Below are 22,992 nucleotides of genomic sequence, written 5' to 3'. Positions count from 1 at the left end.
ACATCAGCATAATATTTTCTTGCTACTGGCAGCAGATCACAGGCATTGCTGAAACGGGGCGAGAAATGCCTGGCTATGATGGCGCTTCAACAGATTGAGCACCAATGTGACGTTATCGAAAGCGATCACGGAAAGCTTAAACGGATAATCTGCATCAGGCTGGAATTTAAATCTTCAGGAACGACATACGCTACGGTTTAAGATAATTTAAGTCATGCAGATATCGCGTCAGGATCAAGCATAAATATATTGTTTCGGCATCTTTAAACAAAACTCGCACGGTGAGAAAAGTAGCTAAAATGCAAGTCTTTACCATAAGCTAAGACGCTTATTTATCCTTATGTTTGCAACGGTTACCCAACAATGCCACTGACTGATTCCACTTCAAAACAAATTGAAAACATTGCGCTTAAATAACAAAGAAACAGCGTTGTTTATAAATTGTTTAGTATTGTAATTGTAACACTCCAGCTCACAAAAATTCCTAATCACTAACAAAGACCTAACGTAATTATTTGGTAATACTATGAAATTTTTCAAAAAAGCACCACTCTCTCTTCTATCAATCCTGTCAATTAGTATGCTGGCTCACGCGAATGACGACAGTATTTATCTTGGCTATGCGGACTTAAAACCTAAAGACGAAATGCGTCTTGGCGGTCTTAATATCTCCTATGGTCACAAGATTTGATGACAAGTGGGGGGCGATGGGGTCACTTACCTTTGCTCGCTCAACTGAAAACAAAGATGACTACATAAATAAAAGCCACGAGCGTTCAAAGACTGATTACTACTCTGTAATGGTAGGGCCAACCTATTCTATTAATAAAATTTTCACTACCTATGCTTTGGTTGGTTTCACAAATATGAGTGGTAAATATGAGAGTTACAATGAGAATGAATATGAAATGCAAAAAATGAATAAACATGCAATGGGACTGGGATTGGGTGTCATAGCAAACGTTACTGACAGTTTTTCAGTGAAAGCGGGCTATGAATATAGTCGATACAAATTCAAAGACGGGGAGAGTAGCAGAAATGTTCCTGTTAATGGATTTAATATTGGTGTAGGTTATAGCTTCTAATTTTCATGTTTATTCATAATAAATAACTTATATTGCCGATTGATATCAATAGATTGGCAATATAAGTTAAACGCGTTGCCTGTAAACTTTCCCCTTACGCTTCCCTGCTCTTTTTTAATTCTCTAAACGAGCCATTTTAAATGTCTGAATTTTTCGTTATCAATAAAAATAGTTGGCATAGAAAAAACCATTTTGATTTTTATCAAGGTTTCTCTAATCCCTGTTTCAATCTTTGTGTTCCTTTAGAAGCAAATCGATTGTACGAATGAGCTAAGGATCAAAAGGTTTCATTTTTTCAACTAACGCTCTATAGTTTACTGCGTGCCGAAAATTAAGTTTCAGAGTTAAAACAAATGGTTATTGGTGATAAGGTCGTTCAGTACTCTCATATTGATATAATGACGCCTATCCTGACGAAACAAGAGGGCTTCCGACAAGTGATGGGAGAAAATTGCTCTCGCTTTACTGAATTTTCGGCGCAAATCGCTAAAAAGATCGAAAATGCTGTTAGTGATGAACCTTCCCCCTAATCCTTAAGAGCGATAATTTTATCTGCGCAAGCTGTCTTCCCTGGTTGCATTTTACGTCGATCACCCATGCTGAGCACCATTTTGGTACCTCTGTGCCAACGCTGGCGTGGGGGAAATTCAAAGATGGAATCATTCCTGTCGCAGGTAAATTCAATCATGCTCTTGTCGATGGTCTACACGCCAGTCGATTTTATGCCTGCGTACAAGAACAGTTTAATAATCCCGATTTGCTGTGGAAAGAATTGAATTAAAGACAAAAGACAGTATGTGCGGGACTTTCCTGAGACCCTCACGCTGTTGACGCAACCAAAATGCGCTGAAGAAGAACGGGATTTCCAGAAACGGCGCGATACTTTTCAAGAACGCCCGATTAAAGTATCGCTCTTTTAAGGAACGCCGCTCTACAGGGAAAATCATTGATATTTGAGTCAGTCTGGTGGCGTTAAATCGACTTGATTCACCGCCAGTTGCGTGTACCTGTTTGCTCTGTAAGTTATTAACTACGGTTGCAAGCCGAAATTAATTGCTCAATTTTCCCGGAGAATTAACTGAAATTCCATGAAAATGAGCTGATGAGTGCATAACCTTCATTATTCAGAATGCATTTAGTGAACAAATTTTATTGTCTCAGCATGGCCGGTTGTATTACTCATCTGTTCGATTTATAGACATCTTCTGGCACATCGCTGACTGTCAGAATAGGTTTCGTTCAGACCAGCAAAAGTGTCGGTCAAATATGGAGATTAGTACAAGTTATATTGTTAACACCAAGCGATTTTGTTGTACTTTAATTACCACGCGATTCTGTCGTAGTCGCTAATTACCAAGGGAAATTGACGGTTAATTGATTACCGTGTTCTTTGAGTGTTTTTTGTACATTTGAGGAACGCTAAGGATGATCACGTTGAACTCCAAAGCTCAATTGACCGTGGATGTCATTACAAAAGTGGCTGAGCGTAAAATCACCATTGTTAATGCCGCTAAGCTCCTCAATAAATCCAGACGTACCATTGAACGCTATCTCCAGCGTTATCGAGAAAAGGGGCTCCAGTTTATTGTTCATGGCAACACCGGGAGTGAACCAGCGAATAAAACGCCGGATACATTAAAGATACAGATTCAGGCGAATACTATGACCTGAATTTGCTGCATCTCGCTGAAATGCTGGAAGCCAATGAACACATCGTCGTGAAGCGTGAGACATTGAGAAAATGGGCACACGATATTCATCATGTAAGACGCGCAAAGCGCAGGCGAAACCGGGTTCACAAACGCAGGGAGCGAATGGAAGCGCCGGGGTTGATGCTGCAAATGGACGGCAGTACTCACCGTTGGTTCGGCAATAACAAATCCTGTCTGATTGCGATGATTGATGATGCCAATAGCGATATTCACGCTGAATTCTTCCCGTCAGAAACCACCGCAGGCTGCCTGAAGGTCATGCGATAAGTCATTTATAAATATTAGTTTTTAAGACATTGTGCGTTGACCAGGCAGGTATCTTTGGTGGCCCCAAACGTTGCAACTTCTCCCAGATGCAGCGGGCTTGTGAGGAATTGGGTATCGAAATCATCTTTGCCAGCTCACCACAGGGCAAAGGGCGTATTGAACGTGCCTTCGATACCTTACAAGACCGGCCTATACCGGAGCTGAGACTGCACAATATTGGGTGCCAACAGCTACCTTCAACATGTGTTTATACCGCAGTTCTGGCGCAAAAAACTGACGGTCAAAGCAAGAGCACCTGCCTCTGAATATACCCCGTTGTCCAGGCACACTAACCTTGATGATATCTGCATCACCAAGGTTTTCCGCAAGATCCGTAACGACCATACGTTCAGCTACGGCAACAAATTCTACTTCATCGAGTCACCGCTCAGGCATTCTATCGCCAATCAGAAAATCGAAATCCGAACCAGTAAATATAAGTACTTCAAAGCCTACTTCGCAGGCAGACAATTACAGGTATCAGAAGTGACAGAGCCTGTTAAAGCGTCAATGGAAGAGACTGACGTTCAGAAAAAACTCGACGTACTGGCCCTGGCCGACAAGCTGGGTAATGTCGCTGAAGCATCACGTCTAAGCGGCGTATCCCGCGATACAATTTACCGCCACAGGCGACTTCTTAAAGAAGGTGGGATCAACGCACTTAAACGGCAAGAAACGCCTAATTTGAAGCATAAAAACTGCACAGAGCTTAGCATTGAGAATACGGTTGTGCAATTCTCTATCGAGTATCCTCATCTGGGTCAACAAAAAGTCGCCCTAAAAGTGAAGGCTGAGTACGGTATGGATATCAGTCCCGGGGGCGTTCGCAGTATCTGGCTTCGCCAAAACATGAACACGACAGCTTTACGCGTCGCCAGAGCAAAATCAATACAACAAACGGCCTGATGGCCGTTTGATTGATAGAGCAATGAGGAGTTGGTAATCTGGTTGCGTCAAAATCGCCTGGTAATTATACCGTCAGTATCCCTTGGTAATCACATTAGTACAAGTTATCTCTTCTCCTTTCCAGTGGTTGAGTCGGGATTGATTACCCAGCTTTTACTGCGTTTGGCACGCCCTTGCTATCAAAAAAATTCTTGTCCTGTTGGCTAATTGCATCATGATTCCATCCCTTGTTTTGCGCGCTTCGATGCGCTGTACTATTTATTCTTTTTTTGCTGTATGACGTCGCTTTCATACAACTTCAGAATGCGTTCTGCAAAGTCATCATCGACGGTGTAAAAGTAGCTTTCAGGTACACCAAGTACGCGGGCAAAGGCGCACATCATCTCGAATGTGGGGCGATATGTGTCGCTTTCATACTGAGAGACACGCGAACGTGCGGTCGCTTCTTCGATGCCAGCGAGTACTCCCAGTTTTTCCTGAGTCAACTTGGCATGCAGGCGGGCGGATTTAAGGTGAGCAGGTAGCATCATGGCACCATCGATAATCGATATTGACTTAGTGTTTAGCATTACTTAACATCGCCGTTGTTTAGATATACTGAACATTTGGACATGATAACATCAGGGGGATGGTAATGGACGGTAAGGACTGGCATCCGGCAGATATACATTGCGGGTTTGAAAAAGCGTGGCACAACTCTGTCAGCGCTTTCCCGAGAGGCGGGATTAGCGTCATCAACACTGGCAAACGCAAACGCACTGGTGCGACGCTGGCCGAAAGGCGAACGACTGATTGCCAACGTGTTGAATAAACGTCCTGAAGAGATTTGGTCTTCGCGCTATTAGCCAGCGCCGAGGAAACCGCATACGCCTCTATTCTCCTGTCAAAAAGCGCTTCACGCCTCCCTGCTCAAGGAGTAGCGTTACGTTATTCTTTCCGCAATACATGGAATTTACAATGAGTGTAATTTATGTAGTGGTACTGACGTATGTGCGACCTCTTGAGGCGATTGATGAACAGATTCCCGCTCATGTCGAATGGCTGAAACAGGGCTATGCCGACGGCGTTTTTCTCGCCTCGGGCCGCCGGATTCCGCGTGCTGGCGGGGTCATTCTGGCAAAGAGCGACAGCCTTGAGCAGTTGCAGGCACGCCTTAGCCAGGATCCGTTCCAGAAACTGGGGCTTGCCAGCGCTAACATCATCCCGTTTGATGCCAGTATGACGGCGCTTCCCTTGCAAGGGCTGCTGTAATTCTCCCGTATTAAAACGGCCGGCTCTGCGATGCAATGCTGATTGAGCCGGTTATCACTTCTGCATTTTTATATCTTTTTTACACCCCCGTCTTAGATATTAACGACATTTTTATTCCTCACTTCTTACACTCGAGCCACATTCAATAAACGCGGGGAGATAAACCGTGAATGTGGGATTGATGATCGGCATCGTGCTGGCATTTAGCGCTGAATACGGCAATCAGTTTTGTCAGTAACACCAACTGGCAATCCTAAGCCGGGGAATCCACCCTGAGCTATTTCAGCCAGATGGTGGGTCTTGCGGTACAGAGTTTCTTATCGGCTGCCACCGGGATTGCGGTGCTGTTTGCGCTGATGCGCGGCTTTGCCCGCCAGAGCACCGACGCACTGGGCAATGTCAGGCGCGATCTGACACGCATCACGCTGTTTGTGCTGCTGCCGTTGTCGTTACTGATGGCACTGTTTCTGGTAAGTCAGGGGGTGATTCAGAATGTTAACCCGTACCTGACGCTAACCACGCTCGAAGGCGCACAGCAGACGCTGCCGATGGGTCCGGTGGCTTCGCAGGAAGCGATCAAGATGCTGGGCACCAACGGCGGTGGCTTCTTCAATGCTAACTCAGCACACCCGTTCGAAAACCCAACCGCGTTGACCAATTTTGTGCAAATGCTGGCGATTTTCCTGATTCCGGCCGCGCTGTGTTTCACCTTTGGCGAAACGGTGCGCGATCGGGCACAGGGACGAACCATTCTATGGGCCATGACGCTGATGTTTGTGGTTGCGGCTGCCTTGGTCATGGTGGCGGAAGTGAACGGCAACCCGAATTTGACGATGCTTGGTGCTGACAGCGCGATGAACTGGGAAGGGAAAGAGAGCCGCTTCGGCATTCTCAATTCCAGCTTGTTTGCCGTGATCACTACGGCGGCATCGTGCGGGGCGGTCAACGCCATGCATGACTCCTTTACTGCGTTGGGGGGCATGATTCCGCTGTGGTTGATGCTACTGGGTGAAGTGGTGTTTGGCGGTGTTGGCTCGGGGCTGTACGGCATGCTGATGAACGTGCTGTTGGCGGTGTTTATTGCCGGATTGATGATTGGTCGCACGCCGGAATATCTGGGGAAGAAAATCGGCGTGCCGGAATTTTTAACCCTGGACCGCACGGGTTTAGTGAAGTGCTCTATGCGCTTTCTTCTGCTGCCAACAACAACGGTAGCGCGTTTGCCGGGCTTTCTGCCAATACGCCGTTCTGGAACCTGCTGCTGGGCGCTGCGATGTTGATTGGACGCTTTGCCCCCTTTATCCCGCTACTGGCGATTGCCGGCTCACTGGCGGCGCGCAAGACCCAGCCTGCCAGCTCCGGCACCTTGCCGACTCACGGCGCACTGTTTGTCGCGCTGATTATCGGCACCGTGTTGCTGATTGGCGCACTGACGTTTATTCCCTGCGCTGGCGCTGGGGCCTGTTATCGAACATTTGCAGTTACTGGCTCGCTAATCGCCGGAGAATTCTATGACACATCAAATCGCATCTTCGCAACGCGGCACACTGTGGCGTGCCGCGTTGGCTGAATCATTTACAAAACTTATCCCCAGCGTGCAATACCGTAACCCGGTGATGTTTGTGGTGTATCTGGGCAGTATTCTCACCACGCTGTTGGCATTTGGCATTTGGCATTTGGCATTTGGCATGGCGCTAGGCCGGATTGAGGGACAACTGGGTTTCACTGCCGCAATCAGCCTGTGGTTATGGTTCACCGTGTTGTTCGCCAATTTTGCCGAAGCGCTGGCGGAAGGGCGCAGTAAGGCGCAGGCCGAGAGTTTAAAAGGCATTACGCACACCAATTGGGCGAAAAAACTGTCTGGTCCCGAGCCTGAATCCGCCCAGCAAAAGGTTGCCGCAGACAGCTTACGCAAAGGGGATTATGTGCGGGTGGATGCGGGTGACATTATCCCGTGTGACGGCGAAGTGCTGGCCGGGGGCGCTTCCGTGTATGAAAGTGCCATTACCGGGGAGTCTGCGCCGGTGATTCGTGAGGCGGGTGGTGATTTTGCCTCAGCAACCGGGGGCACGCGCATTCTCTCTGACTGGCTGGTGATTCAGTGCAGCGTCAATCCCGGTGAAACTTTCTTGGATCGCATGATCGCCATAGTGGAAGGGGCCAAACGGCGCAAAACGCTGAACGAGGTGGCACTGACCATTCTGCTGATTTCACTCACGATTGTGTTTTTGCTGGCGACGGCGACGCTGTATCCGTTTTCTGCCTGGGGCGGTACGCCGGTCAGCATTACGGTGCTGGTGGCGCTGCTGGTGTGTTTGATTCCGACTACCATTGGCGCATTGCTCTCGGCGATTGGTATTGCGGGGATGAGCTGTATGCTGGGTGCCAATGTGATCGCCACCAGTGGGCGTGCGGTGGAAGCCGCTGGCGATGTGGATGTGTTACGTCCTGCAATTTCGCTTTTTATCCTGCTGACACTGATCGTTGGGGCGGGCTATCCGTTGCTGACAACGGGATTGGCGCAGTGGTGGTTTCCCGTGCAAGCTAACGGCTCGCTGGTGATGCCGGAAGGCAAGGTACGCGGTTCGGCCTTAATTGGTCAGTCTTTTACCCGTCCAGATTATTTTCAGGGACGGCCATCGGCGACAGCCGACTCACCCTATAATGCGCTGGCATCCTCTGGCAGCAACCTGGCACCCAGCAATCCGGCATTGGATCATCGTCAAATGGAGCTTTGAGAAAGGGCATGTGGCTGGCGCAGGGACGGATACGCTGCCCTGTGTGCCTTATAAAGTGCTGCCGTTAATTTCCTCCGAGGGCACGCTAGGATTGCTGATTATTGAGTCAAGCAATCTGCGCCACCTGTTGATCCCCGAGCAGCAGCGGCTGCTGGAGACGTTTGTGATGCTGATTGCCGGTGCGCTGCTGCGTCTGGCGCTGACGTGGCGTGAGCAGCAGTCTCGTCTGGTGGCGGAGCGGGAAGAGCTACGCAATTCCTTGCTGGCCACACTTTCTCACGATTTACGCACACCGTTGACGGTACTGTTTGGTCAGGTGGAGATCCTGCTACTCGATCTTTCCACGGAAGGATCGCCGCATGCGCCGCAAGACGGTGCCATTCGTCTTCAAACGCGGAGTACCATTCGTTTGGTGAACAATATGCTGGATATGGTGCGCATTGAAGAAGAAGGATTCCGCTTACACACGGACTGGGTCGCGCTGGATGAAGTCATTGGGGGTGCGCTGAAATCCCTCGAGCCGCTCCTGCCCGCACAGGCGGTGCAGTTGGATCTTCCGTCGGAAATGGTGCTGCTTCAGGCCGATGGCGCACTGCTGGAGCGCGTGTTCGCGAACTTGCTGGAAAATGCGTTGAAATATGCGGGCAGAGAGCGTGCGATAGGTATTCAGGCACGCGTGTTACCGGGGAAAATCGGGATCGACGTATGGAATGATGGCCCTGGCATTGCATCAGGCAGCGAACAGCATATTTTTGAGAAATTCACCCGTGGTAATGAGGAGTCTGCCATTCCTGGTGTCGGGATGGGATTAGCGATTTGTCGCGCGATTGTTATGCTTCACAAAGGGGAGATCGGTGCGGCTAACCGCCCAGAAGGGGGAGCCTGTTTTACCGTGCAGCTTCCTCTGTCGCCAGTGCCTGCGATGGTGGAATCTTCCTAATAAATAGCTTGTAAATCAATGTAAAATACTTGAACTCATCCAATATTGTCGGTAAAAAGGGGGTGGGTGTTAGCCACATGTTGTGGTGAGACAGGTTTGTGCGTTGGTCGGGCCGCCACGCGGAGTGATGACAACCATGAATCAACACCTGTCCCCGCAGGGCATTCCTCGTGCTCAGCGTTTGGCGGAACGTGCGTTCGCCACCCTTGAACGTTTTCTCCATATTGAAGCGGTAAGCGGCATCGTGCTGCTTGTGTCTGCTGCTGCTGCATTGATTTGGGCCAATTCACCGTGGGCGGAAAGCTACCATGCGCTGTGGCATCTGCCGCTCTCCTTCAGCATTGGCGACACGGAAATCCAGCACTCTTTGCATTTCTGGATTAACGACGCCTTTATGACGCTGTTCTTTCTCGTTGTGGGCATGGAGATCCGTCGCGAAATTCATGAAGGCGCGCTGAGCAGCCTGAGGCAAGCGGTACTGCCGATCGCAGCAGCGGTTGGCGGTGTAATTGTGCCCGCGTTGATTTATCTGAGCATGAACAGCGCGCCGTTGCAGCAACAAGGCTGGGCGGTGCCGACGGCAACGGATATCGCGTTTGCTGTGGGGGTACTGGCGCTGTTGGGTAAAGGCATCCCCGGCAATGTACGGGTTTTTTTGCTGGCGTTAGCCATTATCGATGACATTATCGCCGTCTTGATTATCGCGTTTTTCTACTCCGGTGGGCTTGAATATAACGGCTTGATCCCAGTGCTTGTGGGCGTGTTGCTGGTGTTAGGGCTACAGAAGATTGGCATCGGGTCGGCGTGGGCCTATGTCATTCCCGGCGTCCTCATGTGGTTAGGTTTTTTGCTCACCGGAGCACATCCGACGCTGGCCGGCGTGGTCTTAGGGTTGATAACACCCGTGGCCTCTGTGCGTGTGATGAAGGAGCGTCCCTTGGAGCGCCTTTCTTATCTTGTGCATGACCTGCGGCATAAACACGATACGCAAGCCGCGGAGCAGTTGGCGACACCGCTTAAACAGTTACGTCATGCTCAGCGCGAAGTGCTGCCGCCTGTCACTCGTGTGCAGATGGTATTGCATCCTTGGGTGGCTTATGGCGTGATGCCATTGTTCGCCCTGGCGAACGCTGGGGTGAGCGTTAATGGGATCGATTTATCTGGCGCGGGGCCACATGGGGTGATGCTGGGCGTTACGCTGGCGCTGGTTGCAGGTAAATTGCTGGGCGTAGTCGGTGTCAGTTGGCTGATGGTGCGTTTTGGCGGATGCCAATTGCCGCCCGATGTTTCCTGGCGCGGTGTGTTTTTGATCGGGCTATTGGCCGGTATCGGCTTTACCATGTCGATCTTCATCGCCATGCTGGCCTTCGACGATACGCAACTGCTGGGGGTGGCCAAGCTAGGCGTATTGTTGGGCTCATTAATTGCTGCCACGCTGGGCTTGCTGTGGGGCCGATATTACGCGCGCAGCCGCCGTGTGCTGCAGGCTGGCGCGCAGGCTTAATCCGAACCAAACAGGTCGCGGGTATAGACTTTATCCGCGACATCCTCCAACTCCGGCGCCATCCGGTTTGAAATGATCAAATCGGCCTTGTTCTTGAACGTGGTCGGATCGTTTATCACCGGCGAGCGGAAAAATGTGGCTTCCGTCAGCACGGGCTCATAGACCACCACGCCAATACCTTTGGCCTTGATACGTTTCATGATGCCTTGAATTGCCGAGGCGCGGTAGTTATCTGAGCCCGTTTTCATCACCAGGCGATAAATGCCAACCACGCTGGGATTATGTTTGAGAATGTCATCAGCAATGAAATCTTTGCGCGCGCGATTAGCCTCCACGATGGCGCAAATCAACCGGTTAGGCACTTTGGCATAATTGGCCAGCAGCTGCTTGGTGTCTTTGGGCAGGCAGTAGCCGCCATAACCAAATGAAGGGTTGTTATAATGCGAGCCAATACGTGGATCTAACCCGACACCCTCAATAATTTGTTTGCTATCCAGCGTGTGCATCTGCGCATAACTATCGAGTTCGTTGAAATAGGCGACGCGCATGGCGAGATAGGTATTGGCAAACAGCTTAATGGCCTCTGCTTCCGTTGCATCGGTGTAAAGCACCGGCACCATCTTCTTTATCGCTCCTTGCAGTAGTAACGCAGCAAAACGCGCCGCGCGCGGCGAGCGTTCCCCAATCACAATGCGTGAAGGGTAGAGATTGTCGTGCAGCGCTTTTCCCTCGCGCGGAAATTCGGGGGAGAAAATGGGGGAGAAAATAATGTTATCCGTGGCAAAGGTGCGCCGCAGTTGCAGGGTGTAGCCCACGGGAACGGTGGATTTTATCACGATAAGCGCATCGGGATTGATGGACAATACATCCTGCACCACGGATTCAATCAACTGGGTATCGAACGCATTGGTGATGGGATCGTAGTTGGTGGGGGTCGCGATAATCACGATATCCGCATCCTGATAGGCCAGCTGTTTGTCCGTGGTGGCCACCAGATTGAGCTTTTTCCTTGAGAAAACGGTCAATGTCTTTATCCACAATGGGCGACACGTTCTGGTTCAAGAGCGCCACTCTCTGTTCGACAACGTCGAGAGCGACCACCTGATTATGTTGGGCCAATAGCACTGCATTCGACAACCCGACGTAACCGGTGCCCGCGATAGTACATTTCATCATGTTAAATCCACCTGAAAAATCCGGGGACAGTATAGAGAGAGCGCATGCATGAATTTTAAACATTACCCAAACGACACTGTGCTCGTTACGTCATATCAGGTTCGTCGGATGGGGTTTTACTAGCAATAGGGTAAATGGCGGGTTGTGGCTATCAGGAAACGTCACCGCAATTTGTGCGATGACGTTAGGTTTTATAATCAGAAGGAAGGCATTACCTGTCAGAGAATATGCTGTCACAAGGTCATTAATAAAACGTTTCTCGCCCCGTAAAATGCCCCACCCAGCCTGTCGGATTGGTGAAAATGCGGATGGCGGTAAAGTCCGGTTGTGCGCCGCAGTCAAACCAGTGGCGGGTATTGGCCGGAACGCGCAGCAGGTCACCCGCTTCGCAGGTTAAACGAAACAACTTGTCACCCAGTGGAACGAAGGACGTGCCGCTATCCGTGACAAAAAAGCGTACTTCATCTTCGCTGTGGGTATGTTCCTGCAAAAACTTCTCTCTCAGCGCCTGTTTATCGGGGTGATCCGGCGTAATGCGGATCACATCGGCGGCGGTGTAACCCTCTTGCAACTTGAGCCGGTCGATATCCTGCTGAAAATGGCTGAGTAGCGTGTCGCTATCTGCTGTTGCGGGGAGTGAGCCAATCTCCCAACGCTCCAGTTGGATACCCGCACCTGCCAGCAGCTCGGCGATATCGTCAAAGGTGGCCAGTTGCTCAGCGGGCTGCGCCGTGTGCGGCAGATGAAATATGGATAATGTGGTCATGGGCGTTCTCCGCAAAAGAGGTAGACCATAACCATTCTCTTTACAGGGATAAATCGCAAGACGAATTCTTTATAACTTATGCTGTCAGGTTTTTTAATACTATGATTTTGTTAATTTTATTTCTCTTTGGTTAACAGGGTGATGAACGTTAACCTGATCGCCAGCGTTGCCAGAGTGAGAATCACGCCACCCGTATACATAAGTGGTGGCGATCAATCCCAGATGCTGTGTCAGATAGCCTGCGATGATGGCGGGCACGCTGTTTGCTAAATAGCTTTAGAACACGGCGGTGAGACCTGCACGCTCCTGCGGCTTTGCCAGCGGAAGTACGCTGCGTAACGCGCCGAGGAATGCCATGCCAAACCCTAGCCCAGTAATACACGCCCCCGCCAGCAGCCAGCCTGTGCTGGCGCGATGGACAGAGAGCAGCATCAGCGTCATACCGACAATCAGACAGAGTGCACCCACGCGCAGTGTGGGTGTGGCAGCGGTGCGCCGTGCCAGCAGAATCGCAACGGCACCGCTCAGCGTCAGGGCGGCGACGGATATTCCGCTTAGCCATGGGGAAACGGCAGGCGTGTTCTGCGCCAGCAACGATGGCATCAGGGAGAGGTAGAACCCGCCCACCATCCACACCGCAACGTTGCCCGGCATCACACGCTAACCTGCGGTGGTACCGCGATGCTGGGGCGCAGGCTGGCCCAGGCGCTGCTGCGGCGTATGCCGGTTTCCGGCGTGCGCGCAAGGCCGATCAACAGCAGCAGATAGCTGCTGTGTAGCGGTACGAGTTGATAAGCCAGCAGAGCGCAACTCAGCATGGCACCCGCGGCCATGCCAGTCAGGGGGCAATGCTGTTGACCAGCGATCCGCGTTCGGGATGCACATCCAGCAGAGCGGCGCACCCACAGCTGCGGTTGCCAAACCGGTAGCAAAGCCCTGCACGATGCGCGCGACGATCAGCCCATAGGGAGACGATCAGCCCATAGGGATACGATGCAAAGAGGAAACAAAGAGCATGGAGATGATATTGAGCAGCAGAGCAGCGGCAATCACCGGACGTCGACCCACGTGGTCGGAAAGACGGCCAGCGATCAGCAGGGCGCACAGTAGGGCAAAGGCATAGGCCGCGAAGATGACGGTAAGCAGCGTCGCGGAAAATCCCCAATCGTGCTGATAGAGTCGATAGATCGGCGTTGGCACGCTGGAGGCCGCCATAAAAGCGATCAGCGTGACGCTATGTAACGCGAGAGTGAATATATCGCACCGGGTTGTGGCGCGTATCACGGTATTGCTGATAACCGTCATGGCATGTCCTGTGATATAAAAGCTAAGATTGTGCGTTAACAACGCTACAGCGATTTCTTCACTAAAGCAAATATTTTGCTTTAGTGGTATCAGTAAACGTTTTTGTTGGGCCAGGGAGTATCAGATGGCGATCACACAAGGTGTGCGGCCAGGGGGGCGCAGCGCGCGGGTACAGGCGGCGATTCACTGAGCTGGAGCAGGAGATAGGGCGTCAAGCGCTCACCATTCCCGCCATCGCGACACGGGCGGGGGTGACGCCGTCTACCCTCTACCGGCGTTGGGGGGATCTCACCCAGTTGCTGGCCGATGTGGCCGTGGAGAAGCTGCGTCCGGATGCCGAGCCGCAGGACACCGGCTCTTTCATCGGCGATCTTGAGATCTGGCTGAACACTTACATCGAAGAGATGGCCTCTGAGCCGGGACGGGCGATGTTGCGCGATGTACTGGGCACGCCGGGACACGAAAGCTCAGGCAAGTGTGCGGGTTTCACCGCGCAGCAGTTGGAGGTGATTCGTGAGCGCGCACTGGCGCGACAAGAAACGCCTGCCAGCGCGCAACAGATCATCGAGCGCATTATTGCGCCGCTGATGTACCGTATTTTATTCACCTGCGAGACGCCCACACCGCAGGATATTCAGCGATTGTTGGTGGGACTGGCTACGCCGTCGGAAGAGGTGTAACTGTGCGACATCAGGTGTTGTTTCCCGACAGCGCCTGATTCCATATGGTTATCTCGTTCGCCACAGCTGCAATGTTGGTTGAGAAGAAAATCCTCTACACGGCCTTGTCAACAAGACATAGCTAAAGCGCTGCTTAGCTTTGCCACTCTTTCTATTTTACCCGTCGCTGCAATTCAGGATTAATAGCATCAGATGTCGAAAAAACATCTCTTTCTATAGCTTGTGCTGATATGGGCTTTGCGCTGGTACAGGAGAATATCTTAAATAACACCGCTTCCTGATGAGGTGAACCATGACGGGCTATCGTTGTTGTTGCGGCCCCTGCATTTATTTTCCGGTTGAGCATGGAATAATTAATGGAGTACGCAATGAGTACCATAAACAGATTACCTCTCCTTGATTTATCACACCTGCACGGTAACCCCGAGCAGCGGCGGGCTTTTTTAACCTCGCTCAATGAGGCGGCTCGCAATGTCGGTTTCTTTTATCTCACCCATCACAGTATTCCCGAGACGCTACAGCAGCAGGCACGCGCTTTCTTTGCCTTGCCCGATGATGAAAAACAGCGTGTTGCCATGATCCATTCTCCCCATTTTCGCGGCTACAACCGTGCCGGGGCGGAATTGACGCGCAACCAGCCCGACTGGCGCGAGCAGTTTGATATTGGCGCTGAGCGAGCAGCCCTGTAATTGACACCACAGGATCCGCGTTGGTAGCAATTACAAGGCCCCAATTTATGGCCGGAGGCGCAGCCCGCACTGAAAACTACGCTGCTGACCTGGCAAAAAGCGATGACCGCAATGGCCCAGCAACTGCTGCGCGCTTTTGCTGAGGCGCTGGCGTTGCCGCCACACACCTTTGATGCTCTGTACGGTGAAAAGCCCAACGAGCATATCAAACTGATTCGTTATCCGGGGCAATCGGCGCAGGGCAGCCAGCAAGGCGTGGGAGCGCACAAGGATTCAGGCTTCCTGAGCTTTCTGTTGCAGGATGAACAGGCCGGTTTACAGGTAGAGGTTTCCCCCGATCGCTGGATCGATGCGCTGCCGCTGCCGGGTTCCTTCGTCGTGAATATCGGTGAACTGCTGGAGCTGGCGACCAATGGCTATTTGCGTGCCACGGTGCACCGTGTGGTTTCACCGCCAGCGGGGCAGGAGCGTCTCTCCATTGCGTTCTTCCTCGGTGCGTAGTTGGATGCGGTGGTGCCGGTCTATCAACTGCCTCCGCAGGTGGAGCGTCTGGCACAAGGGCCTACCAGCGATCCGCACAATCCCTTGTTGCGTGATGTGGGCTGGAATTACCTGAAAGGGCGACTGCGCTCGCACCCTGATGTCACACAGCGTTATTACGCCGATGTGGTGGCGAAAGCGGAACTTGCCGCTCACTGATGTTTTTCTGTATCTGCCTTCGCGGCAGGCATAGCCCCCAATACTTATAACAAACAGATAAAAGGAAGCCTGTATGAATAAGCGTGTCGCATTTTTTGTCAGCAGTATTGCATTGGCCGCCAGCGTGAACTTCTCTGCCTCCGCGTCGCAGGCGCTGCGTGTGGCCGCCGATCCGGTGCCGCACAGTGAGATCCTGGCACAGGTGAAGAAAATTGATCCCCAAAACTCACTGAAAGTGATCGAGCTGACCAGCGGCGTAAACGCCAACGAGCTGCTGGAGCATGGCGACGTGGATACCAACTATTTCCAACATGTGCCCTATCTGCGCGATCAGGAAAAAGCGTTGGGGAAACAGTTTGTTGTCGCAGCTACCGTACATGTGGAACCGTTGGGCGTCTATTCGCGCAAGCACAAAAGTTTCAGTGAAGTGCCGGAAGGCGGCACGGTGGCCGCGCCTAACAATGTCACTAACCTCAGTCGCGCGCTGTATTTATTACAAAGCCAGGGATTGGTGAAACTGAAACCGGGTTACAGCGATCCGGCCAAGGATCAGGCGACGCCGAAAGATATCGCGGAAAATCCGAAGAAGCTGAAGATAAAAGAAGTGGAAGCGGCGCAAATCCCACGCTCGTTGGACGATGTCGATCTGGCGGTGATCAACGGCAACTATGCGCTGGAAGCGGGACTCGTTCCGGCTAAAGATGCACTGGGGTTAGAACGCGCAGAGCATAACCCTTATGCCAACGTATTGGTGACGACGCCCGCATGACAAAACGATCCGCGTATCAAAAAGCTGGCGGCCGATCTGGAGTCCTAAGCCATCGCAGATTTTATTACGCAGCGCTATAACGGCTCGGTGATCCCGGTGGCGAGCAAGCAGCTATGATCGTCATCGAACAATTGGGAAAACGTTACCCAGGGTGCGATCGTCCGGCATTGGATGATGTATCGCTGACGATTCCCGAGGGTTCTGTTTATGGCATCTTGGGGCGCAGCGGTGCGGGTAAAAGCTCGCTGCTGCGCTGTCTTAACCTGTTGGAGCGGCCCTCATCGGGCCGGATTGTGGTGGATGGGGAAGAGATTACGTCACTTTCTTCACGTGCGTTGCGTCAGCACCGGCAGCGTACCAGCATGATTTTTCAACACTTAAACACTTAAACACTTAAACACTTGAACACTTAAACACTTAAACACTTAAACCTGCTGCATGCGCGTAATGTGCAGGATAACGTCGCTGTCCCGCTTGAGATAGCCGGGGTTGCGCGCCATGAACGTGAAACGCGGGTAAGCGCGTTGCTGGAGTGGGTGGGGCTAAGTGATAAAGCGCACGCCTTTCCTTCGCAGTTATCCGGTGGGCAGCAACAGCGCGTCGGTATTGCGCGCGCGTTGGCAGCAAAACCGAAGTATTTGCTGTGTGACGAGGCGACCAGCGCGCTTGATCCAGACACCACCGCATCGGTGTTGGCGCTGCTTGCGGATATCAACCGTCAGTTAGGGGTGACGATCGTGTTGATCAATCACGAGCTGGCGGTGGTAAAAGCCATTTGCGATCACGCCGCGCTGATGGAGCAAGGCCAGATCGTGGAAAGCGGGGCGCTGTCGACGCTGCTCGCGACGCCTGATTCACAGTTGCGCAGAGCGCTGCTGCCCGATTATGCGGCCGAACAAGCATTTCTTCGCCGTCACGGCGTCGTGGAGGGGAGTATCTTATGCAAGGTCGCCTGAGCTGGGATGAATTTATCAGCCTGATGTGGCATGCCACGTTAGAGACGGGATATATGGTGGGGCTGGCATCGTTGTTTACTGTGCTGATTGGCCTGCCATTGGGGGTGGTATTGTTTATCACTCGACCTCAAGGGGTTGCGCCATTGCCCTGGCTAAACCGGGCGTTGGGCGCGGTGATCAACGTGGGACGATCGCTGCCGTTTGTGGTGTTGTTGATCGCATTGATCCCGTTTTTGCGTTTCATGTAATATAAAATCTCATAGTTTTTTAAACAGACTTATCCACAGGCTATTGCCGAAGTTCATAAAATGATCTGCCACCAGATTGTCAAAATGCTATTTCTATCTTATTGATATAAATTGATAAAAATAAATTATCAAAATGTTAAGGCAATCACTTGTACTTTCTTCACGGCTTGATTGGCAAGGAGTTTTATATTTATGCACAGGGCGGTCAGAATGAAATGACGGACTGGAAACACCTTAGGCATCGCGTGGTAATCCTTTTTCAATAGCACGAATAAGACGTTTTTTCTGCGGCAACTGTACCTCGATGGATTGAGATGCACGGCGTGCCAATTGCTGCTCAATCGCCCAATAAATATGCACATCGACCAGCGCGCTCTGCCCGAGCCGTGCGTGTAAGGCTAGCACAACATTTTCCTCATAGGGTGCATTCCCCAGCGCCACGGCAATATTGCGCAGCCAGCGTTCATAGCCGATGCGGCGGATGGCTGAACCTTCGGTGATACGTAAAAATTTTGCTTCATCCCACTGAAACAGATCCAGCAATGCAGGCGTATGCAGTGCGGCGCGTGGGCTGAAGTCATCTTCGTCGGTCAGTTGGGAAAAACGGTTCCAGGGGCAGATCAACTGGCAATCATCACAACCGTAAATACGGTTGCCCATCAACGGCCGAAATTCTTCGGGGATAACACCTTCCAACTCAATGGTCAGGTAGGAGATGCAGCGCTGGGCATCCACGGTGTAGGGGGCAACGATGGCCCCGGTGGGACAGGTTGTCATGCAGGCAACGCAGCGTCCGCACTGCTCTTCTAACGGTTGATCGACCGGTAATGGCAGATCGATAAGCAGTTCCCCGAGGAAAAACCAGGAGCCAGCTTCCCGATTAAGGAGCAGTGAGTGTTTCCCCACCCAGCCCAGCCCGGCTTTGGCCGCCAGGGGGCCGCTCCATAATCGGTGTAGAATCGACGAATGGCCGAAATTGCAGGCTGCCGCAATGTTCCTGTATCCGGTCACCCGGCTTTTTCAGCCGCTGGCGCAGCCGTTTGTGGTAATCGCGACCCAGCGCATAACGACTAACGTAACCAAGCGTCGGGTTATTCAGGGTCTTGGCAAAGGCCGCTTTGGCGGGCAGATAGTTCATGCGTACGCTGATAACGCGCAGCGTGCCGGGCAACAACTCATGGGCGCGCGCGCAGCATGCAGTGGCGCGCCATCCAATCCATTTCTCCGTGATACTGCTTATCCAGCCAATCCTGAAGTCGTGGTTCTTCGTGGGAAAGATCGGTGTCGCAGATCCCTACCTGCTGAAAGCCCAATTCACGTCCCCACTGTTTAATGTGCTGGGCGAGTTCGTTGAGATCGTAGGGATAAGTCATGAGGAACCGTATGAAAGAGGTAAACATGCCCATTTTATCACATCGTCTGCGTAACGTCTGTGCGCTGAGGTGTGTGGGTGCCATGCGGCATTTACCGTATAGGTTTCTGGCAGCCTGTTTCAGACCTTGCTAAGTTGAGACATAAAGATAACCATGCGTTATCCGTTTTTGCTACAAGCGCTTATGTTGTCCGGGAGGAGAGTCATGCCGCATACGATACCTGCGCATCAGCGAATGCTACCAGACCACGTTTACCCACCCGACTGGCTGCGTCGTGAAGAGCCTGACGCCGCGCGGCAAACAGGAACCGCACTTTATGCGCTGATGCAGCGTGCCGGAGAAGCCGCTTACCAACACGCTCGTCACCTTTACCTGCATGTGCGTCGTTGGCTGGTTATGTGTGGACATGGCAATAACGGCGGTGACGGTTACGTTGTGGCCACGCTTGCACGCGCAGCCGGGATTGAAGCGACGGTGGTCACGTGCATGGCGGCACGGTCACTGCCTGAGGAAGCGCAGTGTGCCTATGATGCATGGCAGGCGCTGGGCGATGTGGCATTGTCGCCTGAGGGGATTGATTTGATCATCGACGGCCTGCTGGGTACTGGGTTATCCTCCGCGCCGCGCGCCCCGTATGATTCGCTGATCGCACGTGCCAATGCCCATGATGCGCCGGTGCTGGCGTTGGATATTCCTTCTGGATTGAATGCGCAAACCGGAGCCTGTGCGGGGGCCGCTATTGTGGCGGCATGTACGGTGACTTTTATTGCGCTAAAACCGGGGTTGCTGACGGGCAGGGCACGAGCTTGTGTCGGAACGCTCCGGTATGCGGATTTGGGGCTGTCCACCTGGTTGCAACAGCATCCTGCGCCTATGCGACGCTTATCCCGTGAACATTTAGCGGGCTGGTTGCCCCCTCGTTCTCCTCTGGCGCACAAAGGTGAACATGGCCGTTTGCTGCTGGTGGGGGGCAATGCAGGTATGGGGGGCGATTGCGATGGCGGGAGAAGCCGCATTGCGCAGTGGTGCGGGTTTGGTGCGAGTACTCACTCACACCCAATACACGGCTGCGCTGCTGATGGCCCGCCCTGAACTGATGGTTCAAGCACTGAGTGATACCGCGATGCGTGAAGGTATCGACTGGGCCGACGTGGTGGTGATTGGACCTGGGCTGGGGCAAGATGGCTGGGCGAAAAGTGCACTACGCGCCGTGGAAAATTGTAACAAACCCATGCTGTGGGATGTCGATGCGCTAAACCTGCTGGCAATGAACCCTTTTAAACGTCAAAATCGTATTTTAACCCCACATCCGGGGGAAGCGGCACGCTTGCTGAATTGCAGAGTGGCGGAGATTGAAAGTGATCGCTTACTTGCTGCCCGGAAACTGGTACAACGCTATGGCGGCACCGTGGTGCTAAAAGGCGCCGGTACCGTCATTGCCGATGAGTCTGAGGCGATGGCGCTGGCCGATGTCGGTAATCCGGGCATGGCGAGCGGCGGCATGGGTGACGTGTTGTCCGGTATTATCGGCGCGTTGCTGGGGCAAAAATTGTCACGCTATGCGGCGGCTTGTGCCGGATGCGTGGTGCACGGTGCGGCGGCCGATGCGTTGGCCGAGCAGCGTGGCACGCGAGGGATGTTGGCGACCGATCTGATGCCAGTATTGTCCCGCTATGTTAATCCTGAGTGGATACCCTTAGAAAAGACAGAATGAAAAAAGTAGATTTTCCGCTGCCGGATGATGAGGAAGCTACCATCGCATTAGGGGCATCGTTGGCGCACGCCTGCGACAGCGCATGCAGCATTTATCTTTTTGGCGATCTGGGTGCAGGTAAAACCACGTTCAGCCGAGGTTTCCTCCAGGCGCGCGGCCACCAGGGCAATGTGAAGAGTCCCACTTATACGCTGGTGGAGCCTTACGCGCTGTCACCGTTGGCGGTGTATCATTTCGACCTTTACCGGCTGGCCGATCCCGAAGAGCTGGAGTTCATGGGTATCCGCGACTACGTGACGCAGGATGCTATCTGCCTGATTGAGTGGCCGCAGCAGGGGGCAGGCATTCTCCCCAGCGCCGATCTCGAAGTGCACCTGAACTATGAAGCGCAAGGGCGGCATGCGCAGTTAATCGCCTTATCGGCGCTGGGTGAGCGTATGCTGGCGCGGATATCTTCTCAGCCGGAGAACGAAACGCCATGATAAAACGCGTACTCGCTCTGGTTATGTGGGCCGGGTTGCTGCTGGTCAGTACGGGATGGGCTGCCAACCTCTACGATATCAAGGTAGAAAACGGCGATAATCAGGCCACAGTCAGCCTCAATTTCAGCGGACAGCCGATTTATGCCTTTTTCCCGCTCAACAACCCGGATCGGGTGGTGATCGACATCCGGCAGACCGGTGTGATTCAAGAGCTGCCGCTGGAATTCAGCGGGCAAAACATTATCAAACGCATTCGTACCAGTCAGGCGAAAGATGCGCAAAGCCTGCGTCTGGTGCTGGATTTGACCCAGCCTGCCAAAACGCGCGCCTCGACGCAGAAAGCCGGTGCGGGTTTTAACGTGGTGTTTACCGTGGCGGGCCAGCAGAAAGCGAAAGTGGCAAAAGCGCCGGCTTCGGCACCCGTTACGCGTGAGGCCCGTAATGCGGCCCCGATCGAATCGGGCCGTAATCCGTTTAACAACAAACCGACGGTGGTGGTGAACAGCAATGCGTCGGCGCGCGCATCAACGCCACGCTCAAGCGGTGCCAGCGAACCGGTCATTGTCGCTATTGATGCTGGGCACGGTGGGCAAGACCCCGGTGCCATTGGCCCTTCTGGCTTGCGTGAGAAAAACGTGACGCTGGCCATTGGTCGCAAATTGCATACCTTGCTCAATAGCGATCCTAATTTCAAAGGGGTGATGACGCGTGACGGCGATTACTTCATCTCTGTCATGGGGCGCTCCGATGTGGCGCGTAAACAAGGTGCTAACCTGCTGGTTTCCATTCACGCTGATGCGGCGCCAAACCGCGGTGCTTCCGGTGCTTCCGGTGCTTCCGTGTGGATGCTCTCGAATCGGCGTGCTAACAGTGAGATGGCAAACTGGCTGGAACAGCATGAGAAACAGTCGGAGTTGCTCGGTGGCGCAGGCGATCTGCTGGCAAACAACAGTGCTGACCCTTACCTGAGCCAGGCAGTACTGGATTTGCAGTTCGGTCACTCCCAGCGTGTCGGTTATGACGTGGCGGTCAAAGTGTTGCAGGAAATGCAGCGCGTGGGTTCATTGCACAAGCGCCGTCCGGAACACGCCAGCCTCGGTGTGCTGCGTTCGCCGGATATTCCTTCTCTGCTGGTGGAAACGGGCTTTATCAGTAACCCGACCGAAGAGCACCTGCTGGGAAGCAGCGATTATCAGGACAAAATCGCCACGGCGATCTACCGGGGGTTGCGCAGCTATTTCCAGGCGCATCCAGTACAATCCGTCCCAAAGCAGGAAAACCGACCGGTCGTACAGCCGGTCAACCGTAAGGCCTCGACGCCCACAACATCCGCGTCCAGCAGCACATCGGCAACGCGGCATACCGTGGCGCGCGGTGAGTCACTTTCTGGTATTGCGGCGCGTTACGGTGTCAGTATGGCGGCTTTGCGCAGTGAGAATAATCTGAAAAAAGATGGCGTCTGGGTTGGACAGAAATTACGTATTCCTGCGGGTGCCCGCACATCGGCTGCTCCGGCGGCAGTGACGCGTAGTGCCACCCCGGTGAAGCATAAAGTGGTAAAAGGAGATAGCCTGAGTGCCATCGCCATGCGTTATGGTGTAAGTATGAAGGAGATCCAACGTGCCAATGACATGACGTCCGGCACGGTACAACTCGGGCAGACGCTGATTATCCCATCAGCGTGATGCCATTC

At 52.7% G+C, this 22,992-nt stretch carries 12 protein-coding genes and 13 pseudogenes; 18 read left to right on the top strand and 7 right to left on the bottom strand.

The genetic code is table 11. From position 1 onward, the window contains the following. The first annotated feature begins 653 nt into the window (after nucleotides 1-653). From ACMZI0_RS16490 to ACMZI0_RS16480, 3 genes and pseudogenes are all read left to right on the top strand, one after another. Nucleotides 654-1,085: an outer membrane protein gene (locus ACMZI0_RS16490; protein ID WP_415673770.1), complete on the top strand. Its 432-nt coding sequence runs from the start codon at nucleotides 654-656 to the stop codon at nucleotides 1,083-1,085. A gap of 140 nt (nucleotides 1,086-1,225) precedes the next feature. Further along, nucleotides 1,226-1,866: pseudogene (locus tag ACMZI0_RS16485) on the top strand (CatA-like O-acetyltransferase, family 1). A 644-nt stretch (nucleotides 1,867-2,510) separates the two neighbouring features. After that, a pseudogene (locus tag ACMZI0_RS16480) lies at nucleotides 2,511-4,009 on the top strand (ISNCY family transposase). A 254-nt stretch (nucleotides 4,010-4,263) separates the two neighbouring features. Here the strand turns inward: ACMZI0_RS16480 and ACMZI0_RS16475 are convergent. Next, complete coding sequence (locus tag ACMZI0_RS16475; RefSeq protein ID WP_415673786.1) at nucleotides 4,264-4,536, bottom strand: helix-turn-helix domain-containing protein; 273 nt, start codon at nucleotides 4,534-4,536, stop codon at nucleotides 4,264-4,266. 107 nt (nucleotides 4,537-4,643) lie between these two features. On the opposite strand from ACMZI0_RS16475, the pseudogene ACMZI0_RS16470 reads away from it, so the two are divergent. The 7 genes and pseudogenes from ACMZI0_RS16470 (at nucleotide 4,644) to nhaA (ending at nucleotide 10,442) form a co-directional block, all read left to right on the top strand. Continuing rightward, nucleotides 4,644-4,854 (top strand): annotated as a pseudogene (locus tag ACMZI0_RS16470) (helix-turn-helix domain-containing protein). A 112-nt stretch (nucleotides 4,855-4,966) separates the two neighbouring features. Next, nucleotides 4,967-5,260 (top strand): YciI family protein, encoded by a 294-nt coding sequence (locus ACMZI0_RS16465; RefSeq protein ID WP_415673769.1) that lies wholly within the window; start codon nucleotides 4,967-4,969, stop codon nucleotides 5,258-5,260. A 197-nt stretch (nucleotides 5,261-5,457) separates the two neighbouring features. After that, nucleotides 5,458-6,756 (top strand): annotated as a pseudogene (kdpA, locus tag ACMZI0_RS16460) (potassium-transporting ATPase subunit KdpA); the annotation flags it as partial. A 15-nt stretch (nucleotides 6,757-6,771) separates the two neighbouring features. Then, nucleotides 6,772-7,704, top strand: a pseudogene (locus tag ACMZI0_RS16455) (HAD-IC family P-type ATPase); the annotation flags it as partial. Beyond that, nucleotides 7,693-7,998, top strand: coding sequence for a potassium-transporting ATPase subunit C (locus ACMZI0_RS16450; RefSeq protein WP_415673785.1), 306 nt, complete (start codon nucleotides 7,693-7,695; stop codon nucleotides 7,996-7,998). The pseudogene ACMZI0_RS16455 and the gene ACMZI0_RS16450, both read left to right, overlap by 12 nt. After that, nucleotides 7,940-8,938: pseudogene (locus ACMZI0_RS16445) on the top strand (ATP-binding protein); the annotation flags it as partial. The gene ACMZI0_RS16450 and the pseudogene ACMZI0_RS16445, both read left to right, overlap by 59 nt. Nucleotides 8,939-9,074: 136 nt before the next feature. Further along, a complete protein-coding gene (gene nhaA, locus ACMZI0_RS16440; protein WP_415673768.1) occupies nucleotides 9,075-10,442 on the top strand; it encodes a Na+/H+ antiporter NhaA in 1,368 nt (455 codons plus the stop codon). Here nhaA and ACMZI0_RS16435 read toward each other — a convergent pair. The 5 genes and pseudogenes from ACMZI0_RS16435 to ACMZI0_RS16415 all read right to left on the bottom strand — a co-directional run bounded on the left by ACMZI0_RS16435 (nucleotide 10,439) and on the right by ACMZI0_RS16415 (nucleotide 13,689). After that, nucleotides 10,439-11,615, bottom strand: a pseudogene (locus ACMZI0_RS16435) (nucleotide sugar dehydrogenase). The gene nhaA and the pseudogene ACMZI0_RS16435 overlap by 4 nt on opposite strands. Before the next feature lie 247 nt (nucleotides 11,616-11,862). Beyond that, nucleotides 11,863-12,384, bottom strand: coding sequence for a 1,2-dihydroxy-3-keto-5-methylthiopentene dioxygenase (locus tag ACMZI0_RS16430; RefSeq protein ID WP_415673767.1), 522 nt, complete (start codon nucleotides 12,382-12,384; stop codon nucleotides 11,863-11,865). Between the two features lie 276 nt (nucleotides 12,385-12,660). Continuing rightward, nucleotides 12,661-13,038 (bottom strand): hypothetical protein, encoded by a 378-nt coding sequence (locus tag ACMZI0_RS16425; protein ID WP_415673766.1) that lies wholly within the window; start codon nucleotides 13,036-13,038, stop codon nucleotides 12,661-12,663. Next, nucleotides 13,038-13,202: a hypothetical protein gene (locus ACMZI0_RS16420; protein ID WP_415673765.1), complete on the bottom strand. Its 165-nt coding sequence runs from the start codon at nucleotides 13,200-13,202 to the stop codon at nucleotides 13,038-13,040. Before ACMZI0_RS16420 ends, ACMZI0_RS16425 begins: the two co-directional genes overlap by 1 nt. A gap of 157 nt (nucleotides 13,203-13,359) precedes the next feature. Then, on the bottom strand, nucleotides 13,360-13,689 hold the full coding sequence (locus ACMZI0_RS16415; protein WP_415673764.1) for an MFS transporter: 330 nt from the start codon (nucleotides 13,687-13,689) through the stop codon (nucleotides 13,360-13,362). Nucleotides 13,690-13,829: 140 nt separating this feature from the next. On the opposite strand from ACMZI0_RS16415, the gene ACMZI0_RS16410 reads away from it, so the two are divergent. The 5 genes and pseudogenes from ACMZI0_RS16410 to ACMZI0_RS16390 all read left to right on the top strand — a co-directional run. Then, nucleotides 13,830-14,369 (top strand): TetR/AcrR family transcriptional regulator, encoded by a 540-nt coding sequence (locus ACMZI0_RS16410; RefSeq protein WP_415673763.1) that lies wholly within the window; start codon nucleotides 13,830-13,832, stop codon nucleotides 14,367-14,369. Nucleotides 14,370-14,737: 368 nt separating this feature from the next. Beyond that, nucleotides 14,738-15,757, top strand: a pseudogene (locus ACMZI0_RS16405) (isopenicillin N synthase family dioxygenase). Between the two features lie 73 nt (nucleotides 15,758-15,830). After that, nucleotides 15,831-16,643: pseudogene (locus ACMZI0_RS16400) on the top strand (MetQ/NlpA family ABC transporter substrate-binding protein). Next, nucleotides 16,640-17,482, top strand: a pseudogene (locus tag ACMZI0_RS16395) (methionine ABC transporter ATP-binding protein). The pseudogenes ACMZI0_RS16400 and ACMZI0_RS16395 overlap by 4 nt, the downstream one beginning before the upstream one ends. After that, a pseudogene (locus tag ACMZI0_RS16390) lies at nucleotides 17,467-17,727 on the top strand (metal ABC transporter permease); the annotation flags it as partial. The pseudogenes ACMZI0_RS16395 and ACMZI0_RS16390, both read left to right, overlap by 16 nt. A gap of 237 nt (nucleotides 17,728-17,964) precedes the next feature. On the opposite strand, the pseudogene queG reads toward ACMZI0_RS16390, so the two are convergent. Continuing rightward, nucleotides 17,965-19,103, bottom strand: a pseudogene (queG, locus tag ACMZI0_RS16385) (tRNA epoxyqueuosine(34) reductase QueG). A 204-nt stretch (nucleotides 19,104-19,307) separates the two neighbouring features. Here queG and nnr point away from each other — a divergent pair. The 3 genes and pseudogenes from nnr (at nucleotide 19,308) to amiB (ending at nucleotide 22,984) form a co-directional block, all read left to right on the top strand. Further along, a pseudogene (gene nnr / locus ACMZI0_RS16380) lies at nucleotides 19,308-20,817 on the top strand (bifunctional ADP-dependent NAD(P)H-hydrate dehydratase/NAD(P)H-hydrate epimerase). Continuing rightward, the gene (gene tsaE, locus ACMZI0_RS16375; RefSeq protein WP_415673762.1) at nucleotides 20,814-21,299 is read left to right on the top strand and encodes a tRNA (adenosine(37)-N6)-threonylcarbamoyltransferase complex ATPase subunit type 1 TsaE; all 486 of its coding nucleotides are present in this window, start codon (nucleotides 20,814-20,816) and stop codon (nucleotides 21,297-21,299) included. Before nnr ends, tsaE begins: the two are co-directional and overlap by 4 nt. Continuing rightward, nucleotides 21,296-22,984, top strand: a complete 1,689-nt coding sequence (amiB, locus tag ACMZI0_RS16370; protein WP_415673761.1) for an N-acetylmuramoyl-L-alanine amidase AmiB — start codon at nucleotides 21,296-21,298, stop codon at nucleotides 22,982-22,984. Before tsaE ends, amiB begins: the two co-directional genes overlap by 4 nt. Nucleotides 22,985-22,992: the final 8 nt, after the last annotated feature.

The sequence above is a fragment of the Symbiopectobacterium sp. genome (assembly GCF_047692315.1).
GTDB lineage: Bacteria > Pseudomonadota > Gammaproteobacteria > Enterobacterales > Enterobacteriaceae > Symbiopectobacterium.
Note: the sequence above shows the minus strand (reverse complement) of the source record. Positions and strands in the feature narration are given on the sequence as shown.